This is a genomic window from Rhodococcus sp. WY5 (assembly GCF_018588185.1).
In the GTDB taxonomy this organism is placed as follows: domain Bacteria; phylum Actinomycetota; class Actinomycetes; order Mycobacteriales; family Mycobacteriaceae; genus Rhodococcus_F; species Rhodococcus_F qingshengii.
The window spans coordinates 1,606,862-1,632,168 of the sequence record NZ_JAAMPR010000001.1; the positions used below are offsets into that span (position 1 = coordinate 1,606,862).

The 25,307-nt window shown below is 61.4% G+C and carries 22 protein-coding genes; 9 read left to right on the forward strand and 13 right to left on the reverse strand.

From position 1 onward, the window contains the following. Window positions 1-27 precede the first annotated feature (27 nt). Window positions 28-1,035 (reverse strand): diiron oxygenase, encoded by a 1,008-nt coding sequence (locus tag G4D79_RS07335; RefSeq protein WP_003943163.1) that lies wholly within the window; start codon window positions 1,033-1,035, stop codon window positions 28-30. A 277-nt stretch (window positions 1,036-1,312) separates the two neighbouring features. On the opposite strand from G4D79_RS07335, the gene G4D79_RS07340 reads away from it, so the two are divergent. Continuing rightward, complete coding sequence (locus G4D79_RS07340; RefSeq protein WP_074447109.1) at window positions 1,313-2,155, forward strand: SDR family oxidoreductase; 843 nt, start codon at window positions 1,313-1,315, stop codon at window positions 2,153-2,155. A gap of 111 nt (window positions 2,156-2,266) precedes the next feature. Here G4D79_RS07340 and G4D79_RS07345 read toward each other — a convergent pair whose 3' ends face one another. Beyond that, on the reverse strand, window positions 2,267-3,505 hold the full coding sequence (locus G4D79_RS07345; protein ID WP_058038477.1) for an HNH endonuclease signature motif containing protein: 1,239 nt from the start codon (window positions 3,503-3,505) through the stop codon (window positions 2,267-2,269). Window positions 3,506-4,608: 1,103 nt separating this feature from the next. Here G4D79_RS07345 and G4D79_RS07350 point away from each other — a divergent pair. Then, window positions 4,609-5,232 carry a hypothetical protein gene (locus G4D79_RS07350; protein WP_054186991.1) on the forward strand — a complete coding sequence of 208 codons (624 nt, stop codon included), beginning with the start codon at window positions 4,609-4,611 and terminating at the stop codon, window positions 5,230-5,232. Between the two features lie 669 nt (window positions 5,233-5,901). On the opposite strand, the gene lanKC is transcribed toward G4D79_RS07350, so the two are convergent. Then, the gene (lanKC, locus tag G4D79_RS07355) at window positions 5,902-8,484 is read right to left on the reverse strand and encodes a class III lanthionine synthetase LanKC (protein WP_099697260.1); all 2,583 of its coding nucleotides are present in this window, start codon (window positions 8,482-8,484) and stop codon (window positions 5,902-5,904) included. Between the two features lie 368 nt (window positions 8,485-8,852). On the opposite strand from lanKC, the gene G4D79_RS07360 reads away from it, so the two are divergent. Genes G4D79_RS07360 through G4D79_RS07370 form a run of 3 tightly spaced genes read left to right on the forward strand, consistent with a single transcriptional unit; the run spans window position 8,853 to window position 11,476 of the window. Next, complete coding sequence (locus G4D79_RS07360) at window positions 8,853-10,046, forward strand: acetyl-CoA C-acyltransferase (protein WP_030536138.1); 1,194 nt, start codon at window positions 8,853-8,855, stop codon at window positions 10,044-10,046. A gap of 28 nt (window positions 10,047-10,074) precedes the next feature. Beyond that, window positions 10,075-10,836: a 3-hydroxyacyl-CoA dehydrogenase gene (locus G4D79_RS07365; RefSeq protein WP_003942978.1), complete on the forward strand. Its 762-nt coding sequence runs from the start codon at window positions 10,075-10,077 to the stop codon at window positions 10,834-10,836. Between the two features lie 13 nt (window positions 10,837-10,849). Beyond that, complete coding sequence (locus G4D79_RS07370) at window positions 10,850-11,476, forward strand: TetR/AcrR family transcriptional regulator (RefSeq protein WP_050656998.1); 627 nt, start codon at window positions 10,850-10,852, stop codon at window positions 11,474-11,476. A gap of 87 nt (window positions 11,477-11,563) precedes the next feature. On the opposite strand, the gene G4D79_RS07375 is transcribed toward G4D79_RS07370, so the two are convergent. Both G4D79_RS07375 and G4D79_RS07380 read right to left on the reverse strand, forming a co-directional pair. Then, complete coding sequence (locus G4D79_RS07375) at window positions 11,564-13,186, reverse strand: long-chain fatty acid--CoA ligase (protein ID WP_003943212.1); 1,623 nt, start codon at window positions 13,184-13,186, stop codon at window positions 11,564-11,566. Between the two features lie 101 nt (window positions 13,187-13,287). After that, window positions 13,288-14,973 (reverse strand): dihydroxyacetone kinase family protein, encoded by a 1,686-nt coding sequence (locus tag G4D79_RS07380; RefSeq protein ID WP_058038373.1) that lies wholly within the window; start codon window positions 14,971-14,973, stop codon window positions 13,288-13,290. 54 nt (window positions 14,974-15,027) lie between these two features. Between G4D79_RS07380 and G4D79_RS07385 the strand changes: the two genes are divergently transcribed. Both G4D79_RS07385 and G4D79_RS07390 read left to right on the forward strand, forming a co-directional pair. After that, complete coding sequence (locus G4D79_RS07385; RefSeq protein WP_058038372.1) at window positions 15,028-15,891, forward strand: patatin-like phospholipase family protein; 864 nt, start codon at window positions 15,028-15,030, stop codon at window positions 15,889-15,891. Further along, complete coding sequence (locus G4D79_RS07390; RefSeq protein WP_047269366.1) at window positions 15,888-16,742, forward strand: LLM class flavin-dependent oxidoreductase; 855 nt, start codon at window positions 15,888-15,890, stop codon at window positions 16,740-16,742. Before G4D79_RS07385 ends, G4D79_RS07390 begins: the two co-directional genes overlap by 4 nt. A gap of 1 nt (window position 16,743) precedes the next feature. Here G4D79_RS07390 and G4D79_RS07395 read toward each other — a convergent pair whose 3' ends face one another. Further along, window positions 16,744-17,754 carry a low specificity L-threonine aldolase gene (locus tag G4D79_RS07395; protein ID WP_058038371.1) on the reverse strand — a complete coding sequence of 337 codons (1,011 nt, stop codon included), beginning with the start codon at window positions 17,752-17,754 and terminating at the stop codon, window positions 16,744-16,746. A gap of 335 nt (window positions 17,755-18,089) precedes the next feature. Here G4D79_RS07395 and G4D79_RS07400 point away from each other — a divergent pair, with 335 nt between their 5' ends. Together G4D79_RS07400 and G4D79_RS07405 are read left to right on the forward strand one after the other, a co-directional pair. Beyond that, window positions 18,090-18,620 carry an HNH endonuclease gene (locus tag G4D79_RS07400; protein WP_099697175.1) on the forward strand — a complete coding sequence of 177 codons (531 nt, stop codon included), beginning with the start codon at window positions 18,090-18,092 and terminating at the stop codon, window positions 18,618-18,620. A 19-nt stretch (window positions 18,621-18,639) separates the two neighbouring features. After that, window positions 18,640-18,897, forward strand: coding sequence for a WhiB family transcriptional regulator (locus tag G4D79_RS07405; protein ID WP_003943196.1), 258 nt, complete (start codon window positions 18,640-18,642; stop codon window positions 18,895-18,897). A 4-nt stretch (window positions 18,898-18,901) separates the two neighbouring features. Here G4D79_RS07405 and G4D79_RS07410 read toward each other — a convergent pair whose 3' ends face one another. The 7 genes from G4D79_RS07410 to G4D79_RS07440 form a co-directional block, all read right to left on the reverse strand. After that, window positions 18,902-20,323 (reverse strand): DUF2252 domain-containing protein, encoded by a 1,422-nt coding sequence (locus G4D79_RS07410; protein ID WP_047269369.1) that lies wholly within the window; start codon window positions 20,321-20,323, stop codon window positions 18,902-18,904. 80 nt (window positions 20,324-20,403) lie between these two features. Then, on the reverse strand, window positions 20,404-20,727 hold the full coding sequence (locus G4D79_RS07415) for a DUF6292 family protein (RefSeq protein ID WP_019745820.1): 324 nt from the start codon (window positions 20,725-20,727) through the stop codon (window positions 20,404-20,406). A gap of 69 nt (window positions 20,728-20,796) precedes the next feature. Then, window positions 20,797-22,077, reverse strand: a complete 1,281-nt coding sequence (locus G4D79_RS07420) for an NAD(P)/FAD-dependent oxidoreductase (RefSeq protein ID WP_235867758.1) — start codon at window positions 22,075-22,077, stop codon at window positions 20,797-20,799. Window positions 22,078-22,122: 45 nt separating this feature from the next. Next, the gene (locus tag G4D79_RS07425) at window positions 22,123-22,605 is read right to left on the reverse strand and encodes an acyl-CoA thioesterase (RefSeq protein ID WP_030536130.1); all 483 of its coding nucleotides are present in this window, start codon (window positions 22,603-22,605) and stop codon (window positions 22,123-22,125) included. A gap of 125 nt (window positions 22,606-22,730) precedes the next feature. Beyond that, window positions 22,731-23,534, reverse strand: a complete 804-nt coding sequence (locus tag G4D79_RS07430) for a class I SAM-dependent methyltransferase (RefSeq protein ID WP_058038368.1) — start codon at window positions 23,532-23,534, stop codon at window positions 22,731-22,733. Beyond that, window positions 23,531-24,187 carry a FadR/GntR family transcriptional regulator gene (locus G4D79_RS07435; protein ID WP_030536128.1) on the reverse strand — a complete coding sequence of 219 codons (657 nt, stop codon included), beginning with the start codon at window positions 24,185-24,187 and terminating at the stop codon, window positions 23,531-23,533. Before G4D79_RS07435 ends, G4D79_RS07430 begins: the two co-directional genes overlap by 4 nt. A gap of 78 nt (window positions 24,188-24,265) precedes the next feature. Beyond that, a complete protein-coding gene (locus G4D79_RS07440) occupies window positions 24,266-25,168 on the reverse strand; it encodes an Lrp/AsnC family transcriptional regulator (RefSeq protein WP_007730473.1) in 903 nt (300 codons plus the stop codon). Between the last annotated feature and the right edge of the window lie 139 nt (window positions 25,169-25,307).

Sequence of the window (25,307 nt, forward strand, 5' to 3'; positions counted from 1 at the left end):
ATGAGTCCGATCTCGACTGTCCGGGAGCTACGCGGCGGCGTTGTGCGAGCTGCGGTGAGGTTCGCTACGGAAGCGTGATGCGCGGCCGTCCATCTTGCAGGCCTTCCACACCAGGCGCGAGGCACGGTTCATCAGGCCGGTGTCGGTGGCCAGCATGCGGACGTCACCGAAGTAGTTGCGCAGGGTCTGGCGCGACTCGGGCAGATCCCAGAACAGGTCCTTCTTCACGGACTTCGGGATGTCGAACTGCTTCCAGAAGGACTTCGGCGGGATGACGATGGCGTCACAGAGAATGCGCATGACGATCGGGAACAGCAGCGAGAGGACAAACCGGTTCGGGCGTGACATCAGCGGGATGCGGCGGCTCAGAAGCTTGTGCGCGAACGAGATATGACGCGCTTCCTCGGCTACGTGGATGGCCATGACCGACTGCATGATCGGGTGGATCTGGCCGCCGGCGCGCAGGATGCTCTTCTGAATGTGGTCGATGGGCTCTTCACCGGCGAGGACACCGACGAAGAACAGTTCGGGGAACGGACCCGCAGCGAGGGGGATGAAGGGTGCAAGCATCTTCATCGGACGGCTCATCCCGGGAGCGTCGGCACCGATGCGGTTGACCATCTCCTGGAACATCATCGTGTGGTTGCACTCTTCGACCGACTCGTGCGTGCAGTAGCGCGCCTCGGCCGAATCGTTGGGCAGTGAGAAGACGTACTGCATCATGCCGCGGATCAGAATGTTCTCGAACTGGAGACCGACCTTCGCGACATTGGCCTGGCGCCACATGCCGATTTCGATCTGCCTGGCCTCGGACTGCGACTGGTACCACGGGTGTGCACCCAGCGGGTCAGTCTCGGCCGGGAGGATCCAGCGGCGATCGTTCGGGACGACGGCAAACTCGGGGGAGTCCCAGTCGATGTCGAGGTACGGGTCGAAGTGCTTGTGCACCGAGCCCTCGGACAGGAGTCGAAGCGTCTCGTTGTACGAGTCGTCGGATGCTTCTCCGCGCTTGTCGAGCGGCGATGTGAGCGTCATGGCGTCTCCTCTTCGTTTCGGTCACCGCTGGTATTTCTCGCGGTGTTCGGTGGAATCGAGGGCCGGTTGTGTGATCGCTGGCACTCGGTCTGGATTTAATGTAACCCGAGGTATCAGGAAAAGCTAGTGGCAGATACTCCTGAATCCCGACGAATTCTTGACACGGCCGAAACGGCGCCATAACTTACTTTTGAGTAATTTCCGCGGTGCGTCCGAAGTGGGCTGTTCAGGGACGGGTTCGCACCGAATCGCACGCGAAGATCGAACCGAGGCCGACGTGATCAGATCGATTCTCAGCAATCTTGCATTGAGACCGCCGACGCGTCTGCGCTCCCTTGTTCCGTCACGCGGCGTCACGCTCTCCGACAAGACGATCGTTCTGACAGGAGCTTCCTCGGGGATAGGTGAGGCGACAGCTCATCTCTTGGCTCGTCGGGGAGCCGAGATGATCCTGGTCGCGCGCGGTGAGGAAAACCTCGAACACGTACGGGACGAGATTCACCGCAGGGGAGGATGGGCACACATCGTGCCTGCGGACCTCTCCCGCGGTGAAGCCGTTGACGAACTCGCGGAGACGATCGCGGATCGATTCGGGTCGGTCGACATCCTCGTCAACAATGCGGGTCGCTCGATCCGGCGTACCGCGTTGGATTCGGTCGACCGATTCCATGACTACGAGCGCACCATGGCGCTGAACTACTTCGGGCCGACAAGACTGACGTTGCGGCTACTGCCCGCAATGCTCGAGGCGAAGTCCGGACACATCATCAACGTCGGAACCTGGGGAGTCACTGCGGGCGTGATGCCCAGGTTCAGCGCCTATCACGCGTCGAAGTCTGCTCTCAGTGCATTCGGCCGAAGCCTCGGCGCGGAATGTCACGGCACCGGTGTCGATGTCACCACAGTGCAATTCCCACTCATACGAACACCGATGATCGCGCCGACGGCGGATTACGTGAGCCAGCCGGCGCTGACGGCCGATCAAGCTGCATCGTGGATCTTGAGGGCGATCAATACGCGTCCCGTCGAGCTGTATCCGCGGTACGCGGGGCTGTTACGAGCGATTGACGTTGTATCCCCTTCTGCCACTGACGCTCTCGTGCGAAGGGCCGGGATCTGAGGGGCTGGGATTTGAGGGGTTGGGATTTGAGGGGTTGGGATCTGACCAGAAACGTGCACCAGCACCGGGGCATGGTTCGTCCCCGGTGCTGATGTATTCGATTGTCGCGGTTCAGGCTGCTGTGGGTGGGCTGTTCCCGCCGATCGGCTGTTGATACGGATCGATCGACATGGGTGGGTAGAACACCGTCTTCCGATCCGGGCCGATCTCGACACGCCACTCGGTGTGGTGCATCGTCCGGTGGTGATGACCGCACAACAGAACCAGGTTGTCGAGATCTGTTGGGCCACCATCGTTCCAGTGAACAATATGATGGGCATCGCACCACCCCGACGAAGTCCCGCACCCCGGAAACGCGCACCCGCCATCCCGGACGGCCAGTGCTCGCCTTTGCGGAACCGTCGCTGTTCTCGCTTCCTTGCCGCAGTCGAGCGGAACACCGTTCTCATCCAACAAAATTCGCGTCACGGTGCAGTCGCACGCCAACATCCGCGCGGTATCGATACTGATGGGGCCCACCCAATCCGTCCACGCGAAACCCAGTTCCTGAGTCGACGGCAAGAGGTCTTTCAACGCTTGCAGGTCCGTCATGTCTTTTGCCGACGCGGTCACCGTGATGTGCGGTTTCACTCCGCCTTCGATCGGACCCAACCCCGCCCGCTCGTACCGGCGCAACAATTCGCAGAACCCGTCCGCCCGTCGTAATGCAGGCGTGCGTGTGTCCTTCACGCCGTCTTTTTCCGGTGTCGGCGCAGACAGGCTCGACAACAACGTGATCAACCGGGCCCCGTTCACCGCATCCAGATCACCCTTCACCGACACCCGCCCGTACAAGCCTTTCGAGGCGTAGAACTCGTTACGCTCCGAATCCTCACCCACCGGAACGCCGTCCTCGCGTTTGCCGTACTGCTTCTCGATCCGCCGGATCGCCGCCCGCACCGCATCACAATCAGCAATGTTCTTCGACGCCAGGCCAAGCAGGATCCCGCGGGCCTTGTCCACATCCGCCGGCGTCATGTTCTTCGGTGGATGCTGACAGAACGACGCCACCTGCCGCGCTTTCAACGCATCCACGTCACCGCGGTGAAACGCATCGCCCACAACGGGTTCGAGCATCAACAACCGCGCCAACCCGACCAGCAGACTGCACTCACCGATCTCCAGATTCGTCGAACCGTGCAACCACTGCGCGATCGCCCGAAAACCCTTTCCACCGAGAACGTCCCGGGAAAACATCTCCACGATCAGCAACACCATCCGCGACTGCAACTCGTGTCGGGCGCGCACCAGATCCAGAACCTCCCCCTTGAGGTCCTCGCCATCCAGCTGCCACGCATCCCGACTGTCCATGCCGAAAGCATAATCGAACAAAGTTTCGAACACAAGAGAATGTGGATCGAAAATTGCTGCTATCAAATCGATTTCGACATTTCGGACAGTCGGTTATAGGCGGGTCGCCGACGTAGTCCACGTGCGCCGACGAGTGCGAGCGCCACCATCAACCCGGAGCGCAACAGCATCACGTCGGAATTGTCTGAGCCCCAGCACATTTTGCAATCGGCGTCGATCATGTTGCCGCCTGTCCCCGGCAAGCGCATGGGTCCAGCCGAGCACCAGGCCCAGGAGTGTCATCGCCAGCGTGATGGGAACGAAGACCACCAGGACCCGCAAGAAATGCCCTCGAACAAGGCTGGTGGATTCGCGAAGATCGACGAGTGGTGGAAGCGCCGGACACGACGGACACCGATTTATTACTCATCGGTCTGGTGTCGAGTGCGCATCTGCAGTCCCGAGCCAAAACCAATCTTCAGCGCTTCCGGCGGCCGAACAATACGCCGACAGTCGAGATCATGATCAGCGCCACAAGAACGACGACGATGTACGACCTGTCCGCGGCCGGTGCCACCGTTTCGCTTTCTTTGGTCACTGCATCAGTGAATGTACAGCTTATGCCTGGAGGGAACCATCCCCAGAAGTCTGTAATTCCTGCCGCTACCCTCTCCGCCCGGCCGGGAAGGAGATAATTGAATCGTGATGGGATTCCATAGTGATCAATGCACCAGCTGGGCTGATGTTGGAGGCGCAAAGAAAATGCGTCCAACAAATAGACCAAGGTTAGTGCGATCAGCGATGTTGCTAAAGACGCTTGGCTTGCTCGTAATAATCGAATCTTCACGACTCGCCCGCAACAGTCACGTCATCATGGGGTGACGATGGTATTGGTTGCTGCGATCCACCGAATCCAGCCGTGCTCAAAATTGACCTGTCGACTTTGGGAGTCGCCGAGCTCTCCTGACATCGGTAGTTCAAATCGACCATCCTCGCAGCCCTGCCTCCCATAGCCAGCAAAGATAGCACCGTGGACACTTTCTCCGTGCCGAGAAACAATCGATCGTGAGATCGGGGAAGTGGTTACTGCTAGTCCGCGACAAACAGCTCGCTATTCTCATCGAATGGATCAGGCAGTGTCGAACTCGCAGGCAACGAGAAGGTCCGGTGCTCTTCGTTGGGTTGTTTTGGTAAACGCACTTATCGCAGCGTCGGCGTCGGCGATGTATGTCGCAGCGAAATGCCATCTCACCTGGCCCGAACCTGCGGATAGTGCACTCTCGATCGCCGGTGCGGTCGTTCTCTGGGTCCTCACGGCGAGTGTTGCAATCGTGCTGCTCGGAGTGTGCTGGTGGCAGCGACGCCGATGGTTGTGGTCCGATGTCGCTGTTCCGGTTCTCGTGGTGATCGCACTCGGGATCGCGGCCGCGGGGCAGCCACATTTCGATCAGTATCGGGCAGACTTCGAAACCGTTGCACAGCAACTACTTCAAGAACCTGACGATCCCTATTCCGATGGGTATCATCGTGATCTACGAATCGGCAGATTCGATATCTCCTATGCCAACGTCAGCAGTGAAGGCCACGTCTATTTCTATGACGCACGAGATGGATTGGACATCTTGGACAATCCCGGCTGGGTGTACGCACCCGATGGTGTGTCCGACAAGACCTTCAATCAGCTCCGGCTGGAAGACATCGGGGGCGGATGGTACCGATTCCCTCATCTTGTCGTTGACAGCTATTGAAACTCAAACCACCAGACCCTCCGCTCGAAGTCTCGGGCGAATGTGGTGACGCCGACCAGCATTCCTGAGGCGAACGGTAGTAGGAGTACGAGAAGCGTCGTCAAGGTGAGAGCGGTGTTGGCACGGCAACCGCCACCCCCGTCGTACCAGCGTGAGCAGATGTCGCCGAAGTCCCAACTCTCGCCCCAACGCTGAACGAACCAACCCGAAAGTGCGGCTGTCAGGATCAGTAGGAATATCGTCGCCAGTGACCATGCGATCTACCCTCGGCATTGCCGCCAGGTCGCACACATCATCGGCGAATACAGCTCGGTGAAGTGCGGATGCGTCTCATGATGAAACAATATTGTTCGTCTGATGATCCGCACGGATTCCGAAAGCCGATACCCCGGACTTGCTCCGAGGTATCGGCCTGAGGTCAGAGGCAGAAGAAACTGAGGGAACTGATTGCCGCGTTCTGCTCGAGTTGGCCGGCATCTCCGACGTTGCCGGCGGCGACTGACAGATCTTGAAGGGAGAGAATAGCGTCCATTGTCATTTCCTTTGTTGATCGGCGTTCTTGCCGATGGATTTGATCGATCGAGTTTGCTTGCGGTGTTGATTTAATTCCAGGTTTTTCGCCTGGTACTTCTGTGCTCCAATCTGCCGTGGGTGATAACTTCCGAACAATTAGGCGATGTGGCAGTTCGACGCGCACATCAGTGGAAACGACTGTCGGGCAGTTGCCGATCGGGTATATCGGAGCAACGCCAGTATTCCTGCAGATCCGGTTGCCCAGTCTGTCGAGAGTCTCAGGTTCTGTTCACCTGGAAAGTGCAGGCCTCCTGCGTGATTGAGGCTGTGCAAGCCCAGAAGCTGAAACTGCTGTGCAAGCGTCTGTTCACAATCGGCGCCGGCGTATGGAGTCTTGGAGAGTTCGCTGAGAAACAGAATCAGCCCGGCTCGCCCGTTGAGTAGTCCGGCTTGGGCAGTGAATTCGACTGTGGCGGCGCGGGATATCGCACGCACCGCAGCTGCGTAACGCGGTTCGTCGACATGGCGCAGAAGTTGTAGAAGTACCAGGCCCACACCGACAGACCCGGATCCGAGATACGGCATCGTCCGGCGCTCCTCTCTCAGCTGCATCGACCCGTCAGGGCACATCGACATCACAGACAGATCGATGTCGACGAGCTGGCGTGCGTGTTCCAGCGATCGAGGATCACCACTCAGTTCGTAGTGGCGAGTCCAGAACAGTGCTTGTCCGCTCGGTCCCCGCATCAGCCCACCTCGGCCGGCCACTGCCCAAGGTGTTCCGCCGGCGTCGCGGACATGCAAGCGAGCAGCTGAAATTCGTTCGCGCAGAGTTTCAGTCACGACAGCGAGAGTGGGTGACACGATCGGCCGTGAAACCGATTCCTCGAGTAGGAGGCAACCGATGCCGGAAAGGCCGTCGAAGAGGCTGGAGTCGAGCTCGTCGAGTGAAGCTTTGCACAAAGTCTCGACCCATCTGTCGGCAGTCGAGTGTCGTCCTAGTTGCCGAAAGGTATGCACCGCACCTGCGAGCCCGTCGAAGAAACCGAACCGTGGTTGCGTATCCGAATCAACTTGATGTTCAGTCCATTCCAGAACTGTCTCCAAGGTGTCGGTGGGAAGATCATCGGCGAGTAGGTTTCCGCACGAGCCGTGAGCAATGCCGTAACCGTTCACTTCGAACTGGGCGATGTCACCGGGAAAGAGTCGATCAGGGCGGGAGAGATCAAGCGAGGCGAGTATGCCGCAGCGCAATAGAGCGGCCGCCCGTTGCAGGTTTTCCCCGGGCGACGTGTCCCAACGATGTGGGCGATTCTCCGGCTCCGGCGCCTGTACGTCGAGCATCGAATAGAGCGAGGCACCGAAGGCGCGGGGAAGATCGAATCGAGACACCGCATAGTCGATGAGTTCGGGAATCTTGTTGCGATCGAGAGGGAACAATGTAGTAAGTGGAACAAAGAGTCCCAGCTCGATGCAGCCCAACGAGTATCGATCCGCCGCGATTCCTGTCAACTGTCGAGGTGCTGTGTATCCGGGGGCTCCGGTGGACCGGGGCGGATGCTCGTCGATGTTGTGGGCCATCTCGAAGTCGATGATCCGAATACCGGACGGTGAGCACATGACGTTGCCAGGGTGAAGATCGGCATGAACGATTCCGGCGTTGTGGAAGCTCTCGACTGCGGTAGTCAACTGTTGTGCAATGTCGAGTGCCCAGGTTCTGTATTCCGTTCGGGAACTGAGTGTCTGGTCCGCGCGTATCAGTGGGTGGCGGAGCGCAACTTCCTGATTCAGGGGAGTGCCGGCAGCGCGCTCGGTGACAAGGAAGTGGTGTCCCTCGCGCTCGAACAACCTGATCGCAGAAGGTGCGTACGGGTTGTCGGCAAGGTGGGTCAACTTGTCGTACTCGTTACGGATGCGGTCGATTGCGTACCGGCCGTTGGCGTCCGGGGCGGTAAAGGGACGGCCTTCTTTGATGACCAGATCGATGCCGGCGTCGTCGAACGCGGAGTAGATCCCCCCGCTGTTGCTGAAGTGCAGGGCTTCATTGATCGAATAGGGGAATTCGTCATGTGATTTCAGCTTGTCTTGCTGCGCGCGAACGAAGTCCGGGATTTGTACCCAGTCCGGAGTTCTGAAGGAAGTGCCGCGCACATCGGGTTCGAGCGATCCGTCAGGACGCCGAATTGCGGGGACGCGATCGCCGAATGAATCGTAGGTCTGCATGGGCAGATACGCGCCGTACCGTAAGTAGAGCGGTCCCCGGTTCCATCGCACATCGCTGAGGATGTACGGCCCGTCGGCACCGGTGACAAGCTTGTCCAGTTCGGTGATGACACGTTGTGTGGCAACACCATCCGCCGGATAGATCGTGATGAATTTTCCGCTGGAAGTTCGATTGGCCTGCTTGCTGTTGGACAACATGAGGTCTGCTGCCGTCCGAAGAAATTTGAACGGCACATGATTGTGACCGCAATACACGGAAACGGTATCGAGCAGCTCCTGCGCGTTGGCTTGGGTAGCGGAGCAGTGAATCTTCCATCCTTGTTCTGGCAGCAGACCGTCGGGCGGTTGGAAGTAGTTCCACGGTCCACTTTGGGGACCGCGCCGCCAGAGCGACCAATCCACCGACTTCGCGGGGATAAAGTGCTGGTCAGTTGATGTATCTGGTCGGGTGACCGTTCTGATTCGGTCGTAGAAATGCGGGTCGGCACGCGTGAAGGCAACGTATCGCAGGTCCACGCCAAACCTCCCGGTCAGTCCCCCTGCGGTTGTCATCGATTGGTGCCACGCCCCGAATCCCCTGTGGCTTGGATTGCTTGTGGCGGAAGGTTATCCGATTCCGGACATTTCGGGCGAAGATTGAAAACCTATCATTCGAAAGTACTAATGAATGGCGTGGGCCAGGCGAGGTCACTGATCGCCCAGCTTTTAGTCGGCCGCATTTGTTTCGAGTTCGGAGGCCCCCTCTTGACGAGAGGATCAAGTCGGTGGTAGTTCTTTAGCGAGCGCTAAGTCAGGGTGCTCCCTCGATCTCGGTCCGGTACCCGGCGCCACGAAACTCGGGTGCCGGACCGCCCCAGCAATGCACGTCCTGGAAGGGAACGAAGATGACCAAGGCAGTGATCGTCGATGTAGTCCGGATCGCGTCCGGCAAGGGAAAGCCGGGCGGAGCACTGTCCGGGACGCACCCTGTCGAACTGATGGCCCACGTTCTGCGTTCCATCACCTCGCGAAACGGCCTCGACCCCGCCCTGGTGGACGACGTGATCGGCGGTTGCGTCGGCCAGGCCGGTGAGCAGGCGCTCAACATCACCCGCAGCGCGGTCCTGTCGGCAGGGTTCCCCGAGTCGGTACCCGCCACCACGATTGATCGCCAGTGCGGATCAAGTCAGCAAGCTGCGCACTTTGCGGCGCAGGGCGTGATCGCCGGGGCCTACGACATCGTGATCGCGGCAGGCGTCGAATCCATGAGTCGTGTCCCGATGGGTACCACGACGATGGGGAAGGACGCTTCCGGTCCGGGCGTCGCGGCTCGCTACCCCGAAGGCCTGGTCAACCAGGGAATCTCTGCAGAATTGATCGCCGCCAAGTGGAAGCTTGACCGCGACGCTCTCGACGCATTCTCCGCGCAGTCCCACCAGCGGGCAGCAGAGGCAGCGGCGAAGGGGCTCTTCGACAAGGAGATTCTGCCGATCTCGGTGACCAACGCCGCCGGTGAGACCGTCTCGCATATCGTCGACGAGACGGTTCGCGCGTCTACTACCGCCGAGGGACTCGCCGGTTTGAAGCCGTCGTTCTACTCGGAGAAGTACGCGCAGCGCTTCCCCGAGGCGCAGTGGTCGATCACTCCCGGTAACTCGTCGCCGCTCACCGACGGCGCGTCCGCAGCACTGATCATGAGCGAAGAAATGGCGTCGAAGCTAGGGCTGACGCCGCGAGCTCGTTTCCATTCCTTCTCCGTTGCGGGCGATGACCCGATCTTCATGCTCACCGCACCCATCCCAGCCACCCACAAGGTGCTCGCTCGCGCGGGTCTGAGCATCGACGACATCGACACCTACGAGGTCAACGAAGCCTTCGCTCCCGTTCCACTCGCCTGGGCTCACGAGTTCGGCGCCGACCCGGCAAAGCTCAACCCGTGGGGCGGCGCGATTGCACTCGGCCATGCCCTGGGGTCCTCGGGTACTCGTCTGCTGACCACGATGGTCAACCACCTCGAGGCCACCGGCGGACGCTACGGATTGCAGACCATGTGCGAGGGCGCCGGCATGGCCAACGCCACAATCATCGAACGCATCTGAAACACATAACCTTTCGAAAGGAACTCTCATGATCGTCAACGACAGCGTCGCCGTCGTCACCGGTGGAGCATCCGGCCTCGGCCTGGCTACGACCAAAGCCCTTCTTGCCGACGGTGCCAGCGTCGTCATTATCGACCTTCCGTCGTCCAACGGTGAAGCCATCGCCAAGGAACTTGGCGACCGGGTCCGCTTCGCGGCTGCAGACGTCACCGACGAGGCTGCGGTCACCGCGGCACTCGACGTGGCCGAGTCCCTCGGACCCCTGCGCGTGGCAGTCAACTGCGCCGGAATCGGCAACGCAGTCAAGACGGTCAGCAAGAAGGGCGCTTTCCCGCTCGACGCGTTCAAGAAGGTCATCGACGTCAATCTGATCGGCACCTTCAACGTCCTTCGTCTTGCTGCGGAACGTATTTCGAAGACCGAGCCGATCGACGGTGAACGCGGCGTCATCATCAACACCGCTTCGGTCGCAGCGTATGACGGCCAGATCGGGCAGGCTGCGTACTCCGCGTCGAAGGGCGGCGTCGTCGGTATGACGCTTCCCATCGCCCGTGACCTCGCGTCGCTGCTGATCCGCGTCAACACCATTGCACCCGGCTTGTTCAAGACCCCGTTGCTGGCTGGACTGCCCGAAGCAGCCCAGGCGTCGTTGGGTCAGCAGGTGCCTCACCCCTCTCGCCTGGGTGATCCCAGCGAGTACGGCGCGCTTGCTGCGCACATCGTTTCCAACCCCATGCTCAATGGTGAGACGATCCGCCTCGACGGTGCAATCCGTATGGCACCGCGGTAATTTCGGCTATCACATGACTGGCGAGGTGGAGTCGGTGAGCTCGGTGGCAGTGGACTGGAGGTCCTTCCCGCCGCTGGTGATGACCGACATCCTGATGGCTTCGCTCGAGCTTTTCGACGAGAATGGTTACCACGGCACGACGGTGCGCCAGATTGCCAATCGTGTCGGGGTAACCGTTCCCGCGCTCTACTATCACCACGCGAACAAAGAGGCAATTCTCGTCGCTTTGTTCGAGGTCTCGATGAGTGAGCTGAATACCAGAACCGAAGCGGCAGAAGCGGAGGCCGGCGAAAATCCGGTACGACGCTTCGCCTTGGTGGTGGAGGCGATAGTTCTCTATATGACCCACCGGTCGCGGCATGCTGCGTTGGACACCGAGATCCGGCATGTCTCACCGGAAAGCCGAAGTCGATACGCCGCCAGTCGTAAGCGGCTCGAGTTGCTGATGCGCAGGATCGTCGACGACGGTGTGGCATCGGGAGATTTCGCGGTCACCGATACCGAAGAGACCGTCCGGGCAATACTCGGTATGGCGCAGTCACTGCCGCGTTGGTTCCAGACCGGCGGTCCGATGTCGCCGTCGCAATTGGCGCAGAAGTACGTCGACATCGCTTTTCGCACGGTCGGTTATCGTCCGTAAAGTGCATTGCTCGTTAAATGAAGGTGGGCAACAGAGTGAAAACCTGTTGCCCACCTTCAGTATTCATGCTTCAGCATTCACTCCGTGTCAGAGGCGAGTGACTTCGAGTCCGCCCTCGTGGTAGTCGGCGCGAAGGCGTTTCTTGTCGAACTTGCCGACGCTCGTCTTCGGAACTTCCTGAACCACAGCCCAGTTCTCGGGGAGCTGCCACTTGGCTACCTTGTCCGAAAGATATTGCTGGAGTTCGGACATCGTGGTCTCGGATCCGGCGCGCAGAACAACCGCGACCAACGGGCGCTCGTCCCACTTCTCGTCCGGCACGCCGATGACGGCAGCTTCGGTGACGTCAGGGTGACCCATGACGGCGTTCTCGAGGTCGACCGATGAGATCCATTCGCCGCCGGACTTGATGATGTCCTTGGAGCGGTCGGACAGGCTCAGGAAGCCGTCGGCCGTGATGGATCCGACGTCGCCGGTCTTGAGCCAGCCGTCGTTGAACTTGTCTTCCGCATCGACGCCGTAGTACGACCCGGTGATCCAGGGGCCGCGCACTTCGAGCTCGCCGACGGAAACGCCGTCGTGTGCAACAACTTTGCCGTCATCGTCGATGAGACGTGCCTCGACGGATGCCGGGAATCGACCCTGGGAGTAGCGGTACTTCCACATCGCGTCGCCGGTGACGCCGGCCGGCGGGCGGGCAACGGATCCGAGCGGGGAGGTTTCGGTCATGCCCCAGGCATGCAGGACGGAGACGTTGTGGTCGGCTTCGAATGCGTGCATGAGGGCAGGCGGTACCGCGGACCCACCGATCAGAACCTCGCGCATCGAGGAGATGTCCTGCGGGTTCTGCTCGAGGTAGAGGTGCAGGCCCTGCCAGATGGTGGGGACGGCTGCGGCGAACGTCGGCTTCTCGCTGGCGATGATCGCAGCCAACGGGGCAGGCTGGAGGAAGCGGTCGGGCATGATCAGCGAAGCACCGATCATGAATGCGGCGTAGGGAAGTCCCCACGACATGGCGTGGAACTGAGGCACCACGGCGAGTGCACGATCGCCCTGCGCGAGGTTGGGGCCGTCGCTCATGCAGACCTGCATGGAGTGCAGGTAGATCGAACGGTGGGAGTAGACGACGCCCTTGGGGTCACCCGTGGTGCCGGACGTGTAACACATTGCGGCAGCGCTCAGTTCGTCGACCTCGGGCCAGTCGAACTCGGTGGGCTGATCGGCGATCAAGCCCTCGTAGGTGTGAACCTGCACTCCCTCGGGAGCTTCGAGTCCTGCAGTGGAGGAGCCGGTGACGACGATGTGTTTGACGGTGGTCAGCGACGGAAGCTGCGGAGAGAGAAGCGGAATCAGGGACGGGTCGACGATGATCACGCGGTCCTCGGCGTGATTGGCGACATGGATCAACTGCTCGGGGAACAGACGAATGTTCAGGGTGTGGAGCACAGCGCCCATCGAGGGGATCGCCAGGTACGCCTCGAGGTGCTCGGAGTTGTTCCACATGAACGTGGCGACTCGCTCGTCGCCCTCGACGCCGAGCCCGCGCAGGGCGTGCGCGAGCTGAGCACAGCGCTTGCCGACGTCAGCGTAGGACACACGGCGCGGGCCGGACTCGGTCCACGTGACAACCTCGGAGGCGCCGTGAACGGAGGCACCGTGGCGGAGAAGTTGAGCAATGGAGAGGGGGGCGTCTTGCATGGTGCTCAGCATGGGCTGCTCCTGTGTGGTGTGTGAGACCGGTGCTTTCGCCCACGGGTCGTCACAAACGATGTGCTGTGGCTGCCAGATTAGTCACAGCCCCGAAGTGCTCGCTAGTGACCCACTGCACTGGCGAAGAACCACGCTATGAGTAGCGCTCCCGGATCGACTACTCCGCGAGCGGCTTCGCCCACATAACTTGCACGTCCGCGGTTCGCGAGCATGGTTTCGGTCGACTCCGCCCCGGCCGCTGCGGCTTCCGCTGCGCTCGCCAGCGCAGCATCTCGATCGGCTTCCGAGCTCACGGATTGCTCCAACGACTCGACCGCCGGAACTATCGCGTCGACCATCGTCTTGTCGCCGACGCGTGCGCCGCCGAGCGAGGTGATGTTGTCGAGTCCCGCTCGCGCTGCAGCCGCGATCGCGCCGAGGTCGAGTTCGGAGTCCGCCGAGTCTGCGGCAACGCGGAAGAAATGCCGGAACCAGATGCCGAACAATGCGCCGGAGGTGCCACCGGCGTGGCCGAGGTACGCCTGTGAGACTGCATCGAATATCGTTGCGGTGGAGTACGTGTCACGGATCGCCGAGATGTCGAGTTGATCCAGTGCGGCCACCATGTTGGTCCCGAAATCGCCGTCGCCCGCTCGTCGGTCGAGATCGGTCAGTGCCGGTTCCTGATCCAGTACCTTCTCGGCCCAGTCCGCAATCCAGCTTCCGACGAAGCTGCTTTCGGCGGTGCGTGAGGTGTCGGGTGTGAATGTGGGGCCGAAAGATTCGCGCGTGCCCATGCCGGTGTACTCACGCGCTATAGCATTCGGCCAGGCGGGCGCTTTTGTTGGTGCGTCCCATAATTCGAGGATTTCTTTGTCTGTGCGAACAAGGGTGATGGACGCGCCTACCATGTTCAATGCAGTGACGAAGGTTCCGATCAGTGTCCGCTCGATGTGAATTCCCTGTTCGTCCAGATAATCTCCGAGTTCGGCGAACAGAAGTTGCAACTCCAGCGGGTGGGTGGCGCCGAGACCGTTGACGACGGCGATGACGCGGTCGCCTTCGGCGAGACTCAGGGACTTGATGATCGGGTCCGTCAGCCGCCGCACCAATTCCGGTGCGGGCAGGGCGTCCACGCGTTCTGTGCCGCGTTCGCCGTGGATGCCGATACCGAGTTCCATCTGACCCGCCGGCAAGTCGAACGACGGCTCGTCAGCCCCCGGCAAAGTGCATGGGCGAAGGGCGACGGCCATGCTCCGAGCGGAGTGCGCGACGTGTTGTCCGATCCGGGTCACCTCGGCCAGGTCGTCGCCGCGGGCGGCGGATGCGCCGCAGACCTTCTCCACCACGATGGTTGCCGCAGTACCGCGTCGTCCCGGACCGCTGCCGTCTGCGCGTTCGGTCGCGACGTCGTCGTCGACCAGGACGACGTCCGTATCGATCTTGTCCTCGCGTAGCAACTCTCGGGCGATACCGAAGTTCATCACGTCGCCGGTGTAGTTCTTCACGATGTGAAGGACGCCGCCGCCGGCGTCGGCAGCCTTGGATCCCTCGTGGATCTGAAGTGCATTGGGTGAGCTGAAGACCAATCCGGGGCAGACGGCTGTGAGCATTCCTTCGCCGATGAATCCGGCGTGCATGGGTTCGTGGCCTGAACCGCCGCCGGAGACGAGCGCGACCCGTCCACGGGGAAGTGGCCTTGCGCGTGTGAGGTACCCAGGGTCGGGATTCCACGCGATGTCGTCGGTGGATGCGATCAACCCACGGAGTGCGTCGGGAACAAATGTCTTTGCGCTGCGCATGAACATCACTTCAGAGTAGGTCTAACGTCGACTTCGGGCACGGATCACGATCGACGAGAGGTGGACGGCGTGAAATTGGGGTTGGTACTTGCCGGTGGCGGCGTTGCGGGAATCGCCTGGGAAACAGGTTTTCTGTTGGGCCTTCAGGACAAATCACCGGACACTGCCGCTGCGCTGCTGACGGCGGACGTGTTGATCGGCACTTCCGCAGGTTCCACGGTGAGCGCTCAGATAGCGAGCGGCGTGACACTGCAAGAGCTTTTCGACGCACAAACAGCGGAGGCCACCGGGGAGCTCGACCCGAAGGTCGATGTCGAGGTACTCGGTCAGATGTTCGTCGACGCGATCGCAGGATCGCAGGACCGGGCCGAGCAGCTCCGTTTGCTCGGCGAAGCAGCGATGAGAGCCGATACCGTCGAACCTGCCGTGCGTCGCGCGGTCATCGAGGCGAGGCTGCCCAATCGGTTGTGGCCCGACCGGGAGTTGCGCATCCCGGCGATCAACGCACAGACCGGTGAGTTGAGGGTGTTCGGCAACGCTGACGGCGTAGAACTGATCGACGCAGTCGGAGCAAGTTGCGCCGTACCAGGGGTGTGGCCGGTAGTCGTGATCGAGGGCGAGCGGTACATGGACGGCGGAATGGCGAGTGGCTCGAATGTTCATCTGGCTGCCGACTGCGATGTGGTCGTGGTTCTTTCACCCGCAGCCGACCCCGCCCCGAATCTTCTGGGCGGCAGTCTACGAGAGGAAATCGACGTGATGACGCCCTTGCCCGTGCTGCCTGTCTTCGCCGACGACGCCGTCGTCGAAGCGATCGGAACGAACTCGCTTTCACCGACAACCAGGCGCCCCGCAGCCGAACTCGGCCGCGAACAGGGCCGTCGAACCGCCGACGAGATCGCCGCGTTTCTGGTGACGGCATGAGCGCCGCACGGATTGCCGTCGTCGTGCGCCCGGAGCAATCTCCGGAAGATCTGGTTCGACATGCCAGGTATGCAGACGAAGTCGGTATCGACGAGGTCTGGTTGTGGGAAGACTGCTTCTTCGGCGGAGGAATAGCCACTGCTGCAACTGTATTGGCTGAGACCGATCGCGTGGGTGTGGCGATCGGTGTGCTGCCGACCCCGATGCGCAACACCGCGATCACGGCGATGGAGATTTCAGCGCTGGCCAGAGTTCATCCGGATCGACTACGGGTTGGCTTCGGTCACGGCGTTCAGAGTTGGATGCGGCAGATCGGGGCCAAAGCCGAATCGCCGTTGACCCTCCTGCGGGAGCAGTTCGGAGCAGTCGAGCGGCTACTGGGCGGTGAGTCGGTGACGGTGTCCGGTCGATACGTGAATCTCACGGACGTCACGCTGGCGTGGCCACCGGAGACGGTGCCGCAGTTGCTCGTCGGCGCCACGGGGCCAAAGACTTTGGCGCTCAGTGGCGAGTTGGCGCAGGGCACCGTGCTCTCGGGTGGGACGACCCCGGACGGCGTGCGTCGGGCGATCGCTCACATCGGGGCGTCGGATCACGAGGTCGTCGTCTACGTCATCTGTGCTTTCGGTTCCGGCGGTCGTGAGCGCGCCCTTGCCGAGGCCGCAGCGTCCGGTAGCGAGTCGCCGGAGGATGCGATTGCCGTGGGCAACGCGGCCGAAGTCGCGGCAGCAGCACGGCGATGGGTTGCAGCAGGTGCAACCACCGTGGTACTCCAACCGACTGTTGACGAGCCGGATGTCCGCGAGTTCATTCGCTTTGTCGCGCAGGAGGTTCAACCCCTGGTGGCGTAGTTCAGAAGGTTACTCTGGACAGAACCGCGTCGATGTCGGCAGTGCTCACGTCGCGATGCGTCACGAACCGAACCTTCCCGGCAACGGTGACCGCGCCGACATCGACACCGGCGAGCTGAGCAACGGTGACCGACGGATCAGCTGTCGCGGCCAGAACGATGTTGGTGGCAGGTTCGTCGACGGCCCAACCGCGTTCACGAAGCCCCGACGCGAGGCGCTGCGCGTTGTCGTGATCGTCGGAGAGGCGAGCTTGTGAGCGCAACGCGACGATGCCGGCTGCGGCCAGCACTCCGCCCTGACGAACGCCGCCGCCGAGCATCTTGCGGATCCTTCGGGCTTCGGTGATCAATTCGGGTGATGCGGCGAGTATCGAGCCGACCGGCGCACCGAGTCCCTTACTCAGGCACACCTGTACGGTATCGGCGCCGGAAGTCAATTCGGTGGGCGAAACATCGAGTGCAACAGCGGCATTCCAGAGACGGGCGCCGTCGAGGTGAATCTTCAAGCCGCGTGATCGCGCTGCGTCGACCAGCTTCGTCCATTCGGTCGGATTCATGACGGCACCGCCGGCGAAGTTATGAGTGTTCTCGAGACAGAGCAGCGTGGTGTTCAACGCGAAGTACGGGCCGGGGGAGCCCGCCGCCTTCACGACAGTCTCGGGGGTGGGACGTCCGGGTCCGCCGTCGTGCGGCAACGCCATCGGCATTCCCTGGGCGAGCCAGGCAGCGGTGCCCAATTCGGAGCCCAAGACGTGAGAGTGTTCCGGTGCCAGGAACTGATCGCCGCGGTGAAGGTGCAGCATCAGCGCAATCAGGTTGCCCATCGATCCGCTCGGCACCCACAGTGCCGCCGGTAAACCCAGAGTGTGCGCCACCTCTTCCTCGAGCGCCGCCATGGTCGGGTCGTGATCGAGGACGTCGTCACCGACCTCGGCGTCGGCCATCGCCTTCCGCATCTCCGCATCAGGCTTGGTGACGGTGTCCGAGCGTAGGTCGATGTACGACGAAGTCATGGCTCATTCGATCAAGCCGCGTGTTCCGGCGTCAAACCGCGGTATTTCCAGGACGGCTCTTCCGGCCTGATAAATCGATATCGCTGAGGATGCCTTCCGTGTGATGATGAGCGTCGGCAATAGCCGGTGACGAGAACAAGAAGTGGAAGGGGACAGGCATGCGCGACTGGAAGCAAGCGTTGCACCTGCGCGGGCACTCACCCCGCGGTATTTCCCATCCCGCATTCGGGGAACAGAGCGGCGCTGGATATATGCCGTTCCCCATTTCTTGCATTTGCTCCTGACCCGTCTTCGTGTCCAGGAGTTTCACTCCTCGACACGAACTGAGAACTCTCATGCGGAACCCGAACCGCGCACTTGCTCACAGTTGGATGAACCGCCCCGTCCGGGTACTCAACGCCACGTACGAGTACCTCGGTGAAGTGAGCGCCGATCGTGCGGTCGTCCTGATCGCCACCGGCTCCGCGCAGTCCACCGAAGACGTGACCCCGATATTTCCGGTGCGCTCCAAGCACGTCGAAATCCCACTTCCGAGGACGATCCTGCTCGCCGAGTACGTGTACGTTGCTCACCGGGTGACGGTCACCGATTCCAGTCGGGCCACTTTTGCCGGTGTCTTCGACCGGGACGGTCGTCAATGTGCGTACTGCGCCGCCCGGGCAACGACCATCGACCATGTCCAGCCGCGGAGCCGTAACGGGCCCAACACGTGGGGAAATCTGGTGGCGTGCTGCAGTTCCTGCAATCAGCGCAAGGCGGATCGCACTCCGGCCGAGGCCGGTATGCGGCTGCTGTGGGAGCCGAAGGCACCTCGGCGCATCGAGAAAGTGCAGCAGGAGATCTGGCGTGAATTGAGTCGGACGTGACAGTCGAAGGGAGCCAGTGATGTGCGCTGACGAAATCTCCAATTTGGCTGAGCTTTTGCCGATCTCGGACGACCGGACGTGGTGGCAGGCGGAATGCCGAGGAGACCCCGAGCCGGACCGGTGGTTTCCCTTTCCGTCCGAGGGATACGACTACGCGACCGACGTGTGCAACAGGTGCCCGATTGCGGAATCGTGTCGCGAATTCGCCTCTGCCACTGGCCAGACCGGAATCTGGGGAGGAGTGAAGTTCGAGCAGGGCAGGATCGTCGCGGCGTGAGGGATCAGATTCCCGGCTCCGCGGCGATCGTACCGGCCGATACCGCCCGGCACAGAGCGTCGTGGTCACGTTCGGTTTGATCGGCGTAGAGCCGAGCAAACCGGGTGAGGGCGGTATCGACCGCGTCCGAGGTTCCCAGGTAACCGGAAATCAGTGACGCGCCACTGGTTCGTGCGTGTCCCTTGGCCAGTAGGCGACCGCAGATCGCGACATAGTCGGTCAAGGCCGCTGCATCGATATTGTTCAGGTCCACAGAACCTTTCATGTTCCGGAACTGACGGACGTAGTACTGGCGGTCGTCCACGGTGCACCACCCGAGCAGTGGATCGCTGACTGTCTGGAGAGCCTGCTGGTATTCCGCGACGCGTCGTCCTTGATGGTCGTGCCAGGCCGAGTCACCGTGCACGAAGGGTGCAACGACGGATCGGCGAGCCTGCTTGAGCTGCAAGAAGATGACGTCGTCCGGGATGCTCCCTTCGCACAGGGCCACATAGGCGCGCAGAGCGACACTCCCGACTCCGACAACCCGGTGCGCGACGTCGATGACGTTGTATCCCGAGACGACTCGGCGCCAGTGTGGTGCAAGGGTTTCGAGATACTCGTCCAGACCCTCCAGGAGGAAGTCGGTGTCCTGCGGCGTGAGTCGTGTTGTGAGCGGCGGGTTCTCGACCAACTGGCGCCGTCCGTGATCCTCGACGGTGAACCGCGGCACCGCATGGTCGCTCGTACGCCGCCGGGCGCGCTCCGCGGCGCGCCTGATCTCGGCCAGCAACCCAGGATCGGTGACGTGGTCGGTGAGTCCGTCGAGATCGACCCGGTCGAAGGAGCGATCGAACAGCGGACGCTCGGAGAGCTTCGCCAAGTGGAGGCGATACGCGGACACACACGAGGTTGTTGCTGTTTCGCATTGAGCTTCGGTGAGACCGTTCTGCCGACCGGCCACCCAGATGCTCGCAGCCAGCCTTCGTAGATCCCATTCCCAGGGGCCGGGATGTGCTTCGTCGAAATCGTTGAGGTCTATGACAAGTTCGCGTTCCGGAGATCCGTAGAACCCGAAGTTTCCGACGTGCGCATCTCCACAGATGACGGGAGTGATGCCGGTGGACGGCAGCTGCGCCATGTCCTCTGCCATCAATCCGGCGGTACCGCGCAGGAATCCGTATGGCGAAGCGACCATTCGCCCCACACGGATCGGAACCAACCAGTCGAGTCTTCCCTCGTGTGCCGTGTTGACCTGATCGACCGGGTCACGTCGATCGGATGGGGGCGTCCAGTCGCCGAGCGACGATCGCGCCACTCGCTTGCGCAGGCCTTTCCCGATCTTGCGACGCTCACTGCGGGGCGTCTGACGCGCCCGCAAAGTCGCCCTGCCGTCCGGTTCGTTCTCGAGAGCCAGCTGACCGGCAGGCCTGTTCAGCGGGTCCATGTCGGGCTCTCTTTCGTCGGGCGTGCGAAACTCGCGCTCGATCTTATGCCCGCCGGATTGTGCGCCGCGCGACGAGTTCCTTAACTACCCGCCTGGGCAATCAACTCGACAGCGCGGTCGGCGCACAGTTCAGGATCCGGCATTCTCCCGATACCGAGGCATTCGACAACGGCGAACGACGTATCCGGTGTCGTTTCCACGCCGAGCGCCCACCCGAAGTAGTGATTCCAGGCGAGTACGGCTCGGTGGCCACTGTGCTGCGGAATCTCGCTGCCCAGAACGAGTACTGCGTCGAACGCGGGGCCGTCGCACCAGATGACCGATTCGGCGAAGGTGGAGCTGGCGACGGCGACTACGTACCTGTGACAAGTCGATTCACTCGGAATGGCGATGTGTGCACGCATGGTCGCTCCTCCGACTCGGTTGCGATCGGAGGGTTCCCCGTTGCCGGCGCCGAAAAAACGCTTGTCAGATTACGTCCCGGCCACAGATCTACGACGCAGACGGTGCCTGAGATGTTTTTGTGCTGCCCGCGCGACCGAGCGAGTCGAGAGATACTGTTCGGCCGGTATCAACCGGGAACCGAACAAGTAGAACCTTCGGGCTTCGTCGTGGTCGTGGGTGGCCGCGGAGATGAGCAGACGTTCGATCGCGGTGAACTTTCGCCCACCGGCGTAACCGCTCATGTAGTCGATGTGATTCGTCATACTTGCTCTGGCGCTACGGTATTCGGTCAATGCAGCGGTCACGTTCCGATGTGAGTCGAGTGTGTCTGCCGGCGTCTCCGTCAGCATGTGCGCGGTCGCATCGACCAGCATCTGAGCGGTCTCGAGTGCCCACGAGCATCCGATACCCCACAACGGGTCGTTGGTTGCCGCAGCGTCGCCGATGAGTGCGAACCCGTTACCTACGGGTTCGGTGAGGGTTGTGGAGAAGTGTTTGGTACCAACGATCTTCCCGACGATGTGCTCTCGCCGAACAAGCGGAGCGCCGGGTAATGCGTTGGCGTACTCGAGGAAAGCAGTAGACAGGTCGTCAGCGAACGAGCCGAGCTTGTCGAGGGCAGGGAAGACGACCAGCACGCTGATTCCGCCGTCGTTGGGGAGCAGATAGGCGACGTCGGGATCCATGAACCACGACAATGACGTTTCTCCGCCGGGTCGTTCGAGTCCGGAGAGTTGGGCGAAATAGCTGAAACGCCCGTTGGATGCAGTCACGGAGTCGCAACGAGCGGATCGTGCGACGGTCGAATCCTTGCCGTCTGCTCCGACGGTCAATCGTGCTCCGACAGTGAAGGCCGAACCCTGTTCGGTGCCGTAGACGCCTGCAGTAGTGCCGTTCTCGGTCAGCAGTCCGGAAACGCGATGCCCGAGAAGAAGGTCGACGTTCGGGTAGTCGTTCGCGAGTTGGCGCAGTAGGGGGTCGAGAGTTTCCCTTCGGACGTTGAACCCAGGTGGCGGTGAGTTCTCTGCGGCATCAGGGGTGATCATTCCCCACGGGGTCCAGAATGTCGGAACGGTTTCCACCATTCCCAGGGCGAGCAGTTTTTCCGTGGCGCCGAGTCGTTGCAAGATCGGGGCACCGCACGGTTGCAGGTGGTGAGTGCACAGGACTTTGTGCGCCCGGATGTCGGAGCGAGCGTCGAGAAGCGCTATCCGCAGACCTTGCTGGGCGTACATGATTGCGGCCGCGCATCCCGCGATGCTCGCGCCGACAATCACAACGTCATACTTTTCCCGTGCCTTCGAAGTCACTCGATCAGCTTAATGCATAAGATTATAACTTAAATATGACTGGATTCAGTCATCGTGTTCGGGCGTTAAGTCCCGAACTGCGGCCCGGATGGACTGTTCACGAAGCTCGTTCTCTCTGCGCAGTTCACGACGCCGACGCCCGGCCTCGAAACGCTGCCTGGCGATTGTTCCGGTCGGCCGGAGTTGGGGTACCTCAGCCGGTTTCCCGTCGCTTCCCATCGCCACCATCGTGAAATAGCAACTATTGGTGTGTCGAGATTTTCCGAGAAGAATGTCTTCGGTTTCGACTCGAATTCCGATTTCCATCGAGGTGCGCCCGGTGTAATTGACGGAAGCGCTGAACGTGACGAGTTCGCCGACATGCACCGGTTCGCGGAACACCACACGATCCACCGACAGAGTCACGACGTAGGTCTGGGCATATCGACTCGCGCACGCATAGGCAACCTGGTCGAGAAACTTCAGAATCGTTCCGCCGTGCACGTTGCCCGAGAAGTTTGACATGTCCGGCGTCATGAGGACGGACATGGACAAGGTTTGTTTCGATGCTTGCTGCGATGCTTGCTTCAATTCAGGTAGGGAGTTCGATTCAGACATCAAGCGGGCCTCTTCGGTTCGGTGGACGGTGAAGAGACCGTATCCGGCAAAGAGGGTTACCCGCGCGTTCGGAAGAGCGCGGTGTCAGAGTTCGGGACAGTGCCCGTGTGGAGGACGTATTCGCTGGTGGCGACGGGGCCGGCCGCGCTCGACCTGAGATAGGGTGCGAGCGTCGAGCGGAGGTGCGCTGACATCGAAGCCCAATTCCCTGCGCCTCGAACCGCCTCGCGAAAGTTCTTCAACGCCGGCGCCTGGTCGCACAGTTCCTCGGCGGGATCCGAACCGGCTGGTAGTTGCCACTCGAGCAGGTGCGAGGCCGAGCTCACCGACTCCAATCCAGCTGCTGCCTTCTCGAATTCGCTCGGGCTCGACCATGTCGTCGGTAGTGGTGTGATGCCATTCCACGCAGAGGCGGCCTCCCTTCGGAGTGCTGCTGCCCACCCGTTCTCCGACCATGTTGCGACACAAATGCTTCCACCCGGGCGGGTCACCCGCATCATCTCTGCGAGGGCGATCGCAGGGTTGGGACAGAAGATGATCCCGAAGATGCTGACACAGGCGTCGGCGCTCGAATCCGACCACGGCAGAGACTGTGCATCGCCGATCGTGAAAGTGGGTTCGGTAGTTCCGGGGCGAGGAATCCAGCGTTCGCGCGCGACCTCCAGCTGGCTGGCGGAGAGGTCGAGTGCGTGGACCGCGATCCCGGACTGGGCCGCCGGGAGCGTAAAGTTCCCCGTTCCGGCGCAGACGTCGTACGCCGTGCTCACGTGCCCGATCGAGCGCAGTACCTCTGTCGATGCAGGTGAGAGTTGTTCGGCAAGAGGGGAATATGCCGCACCGTTCCAGTTTCCCCGATTCACGACAAGCTCCTTTCGACTGCGTCGATGACCGTATCGAGCGCTGCGCCTGCCGCACGCGCTGCTTCGCCGGGGTTGCGTTCCTCGATGGCAGCGATCAAGGGTCGGTGCTCGTCGACGTGGAAACCTGGACCGACACTGACGGCGGACAGCGAATCCGTCACGGCGGCAAGGACTCCCCGGTAGACGTCGATCAGTGCGGAATTGTGGGACGCCTCGACGATCGAAAGGTGCAAGGCCATGCCGGCTTCGACAGTGAAGCCGCCGACGTGACCGGGGTGGGCATTCCAGGCTGCATGTATCCGCGCGAGATCTTCGGGGGTGTGGCGCTGCGCTGCAAGTCGCGCGGCTTCGACCTCGAGTCCGCGTCGCAGGCTCAGTACGTCGAGAACGTCACCTATGGCGAGCCTGCGCCCGAGTAGTCCTTCGACCGGCGACGCCGCCATGACGTACACGCCGCCACCGTGACGAACGGACAGAACTCCGGCGTGGGCAAGCGCCCGTACCGCTTCGCGCATGGTGTTTCGGGCGACTCCCAATTCTTCGACCAATGCGGTCTCCGGCGGGAGTTTTGATCCGACGGGCCATCGACCGGTCGAGATCGCCTCCTCGATCGCCGCGGCGACGATGTCTACCTTGCGTCCGGAATCGGCCATGTATGTCACCTCGGATAAGTGGGTCAATGACTTGATCGAGGTTAGCGTGCCCGACCAAGTGGGTCAATGACTCGGAAATTACCCGCGTACGTCCAGGCTGCGGGCGTAGTGCTCCTTGAATACCTCGAGATGTGCCCAAGATTCCAAGCCGCTGACACCGTCGATCCCGCGGATTCGTTCGGACAGCGCATGCAGGTCGCTCGAGGAGTTGGCGGCAACCGTCGCGATCACGTCGTATCGTCCGAGGGTCCGGGCGAGGAATTCGATTCCGGGCAGCGACTCGATCTCCGATACCGCGTTGTCGTCCCGTGAGCCCAGATTGACGCCGATGCCCATTGCCAGCGTTCGGCCACCACCTCGCCGCTTGACGACAGCGCCGACGCGCAGTGCCGTGCTCGCGATCAGATGATTGACCCGGTTGCGCACGGCGCTCGGCGACAGTCCGGTGTGTTCGGCCAGCTCGAGAAAGGGCATTCGCCCGTTGCGCTCGAGCAGTTCGATCAACGCGACATCTGTCGAGTCGAGTCGGATATCGGCTTGTAAAGCGGTCTCGGGCATGAAGATTCCCTTGATGACGTCGACGTAGACCAGCGTGCTCACGGATCGAACGCCACGTTGTGAGCGGAGTTCGGCGATGGCACGGTACAGATCGTCGTGACTGGGCACCCGAAGTTCCGCAATCACGTTGTACTGCCCGCTAACTGCCGAGATGTAGACGGCGGCCTCGGATGCGATCAACGCGTCCAGCACCGGGGTCATCGGTCCGGACACTGCGATCGAGACGTGTGCAAGCGCCTTCAGCCCGAGAAGTTCGGGGTGCGCGACGGCCACTACGGACACCGTTCCCGAGTCGAGTAGCGCCTGCACTCTGGTGGACACCGCCGCTCGTGGGGCGTCGACCGCCACGGACAGTTCGCGGTACGTCGCTCGCCCGTTGCGCTGAAGTGCGGCAATGAGCTTGGAATCGAGATCGACCGTCATGGTTGCCCCAACTTTTCCAGAGATTTTTCTGTATGAGCTTCCTATTAGAACAGTCGCATGTGGCCATGGATGATGTGGATAAGTGCAGAAATGCTCGAAAACTCATACAAAAAAGTTGTATACCGCCTGGTCTGAAACT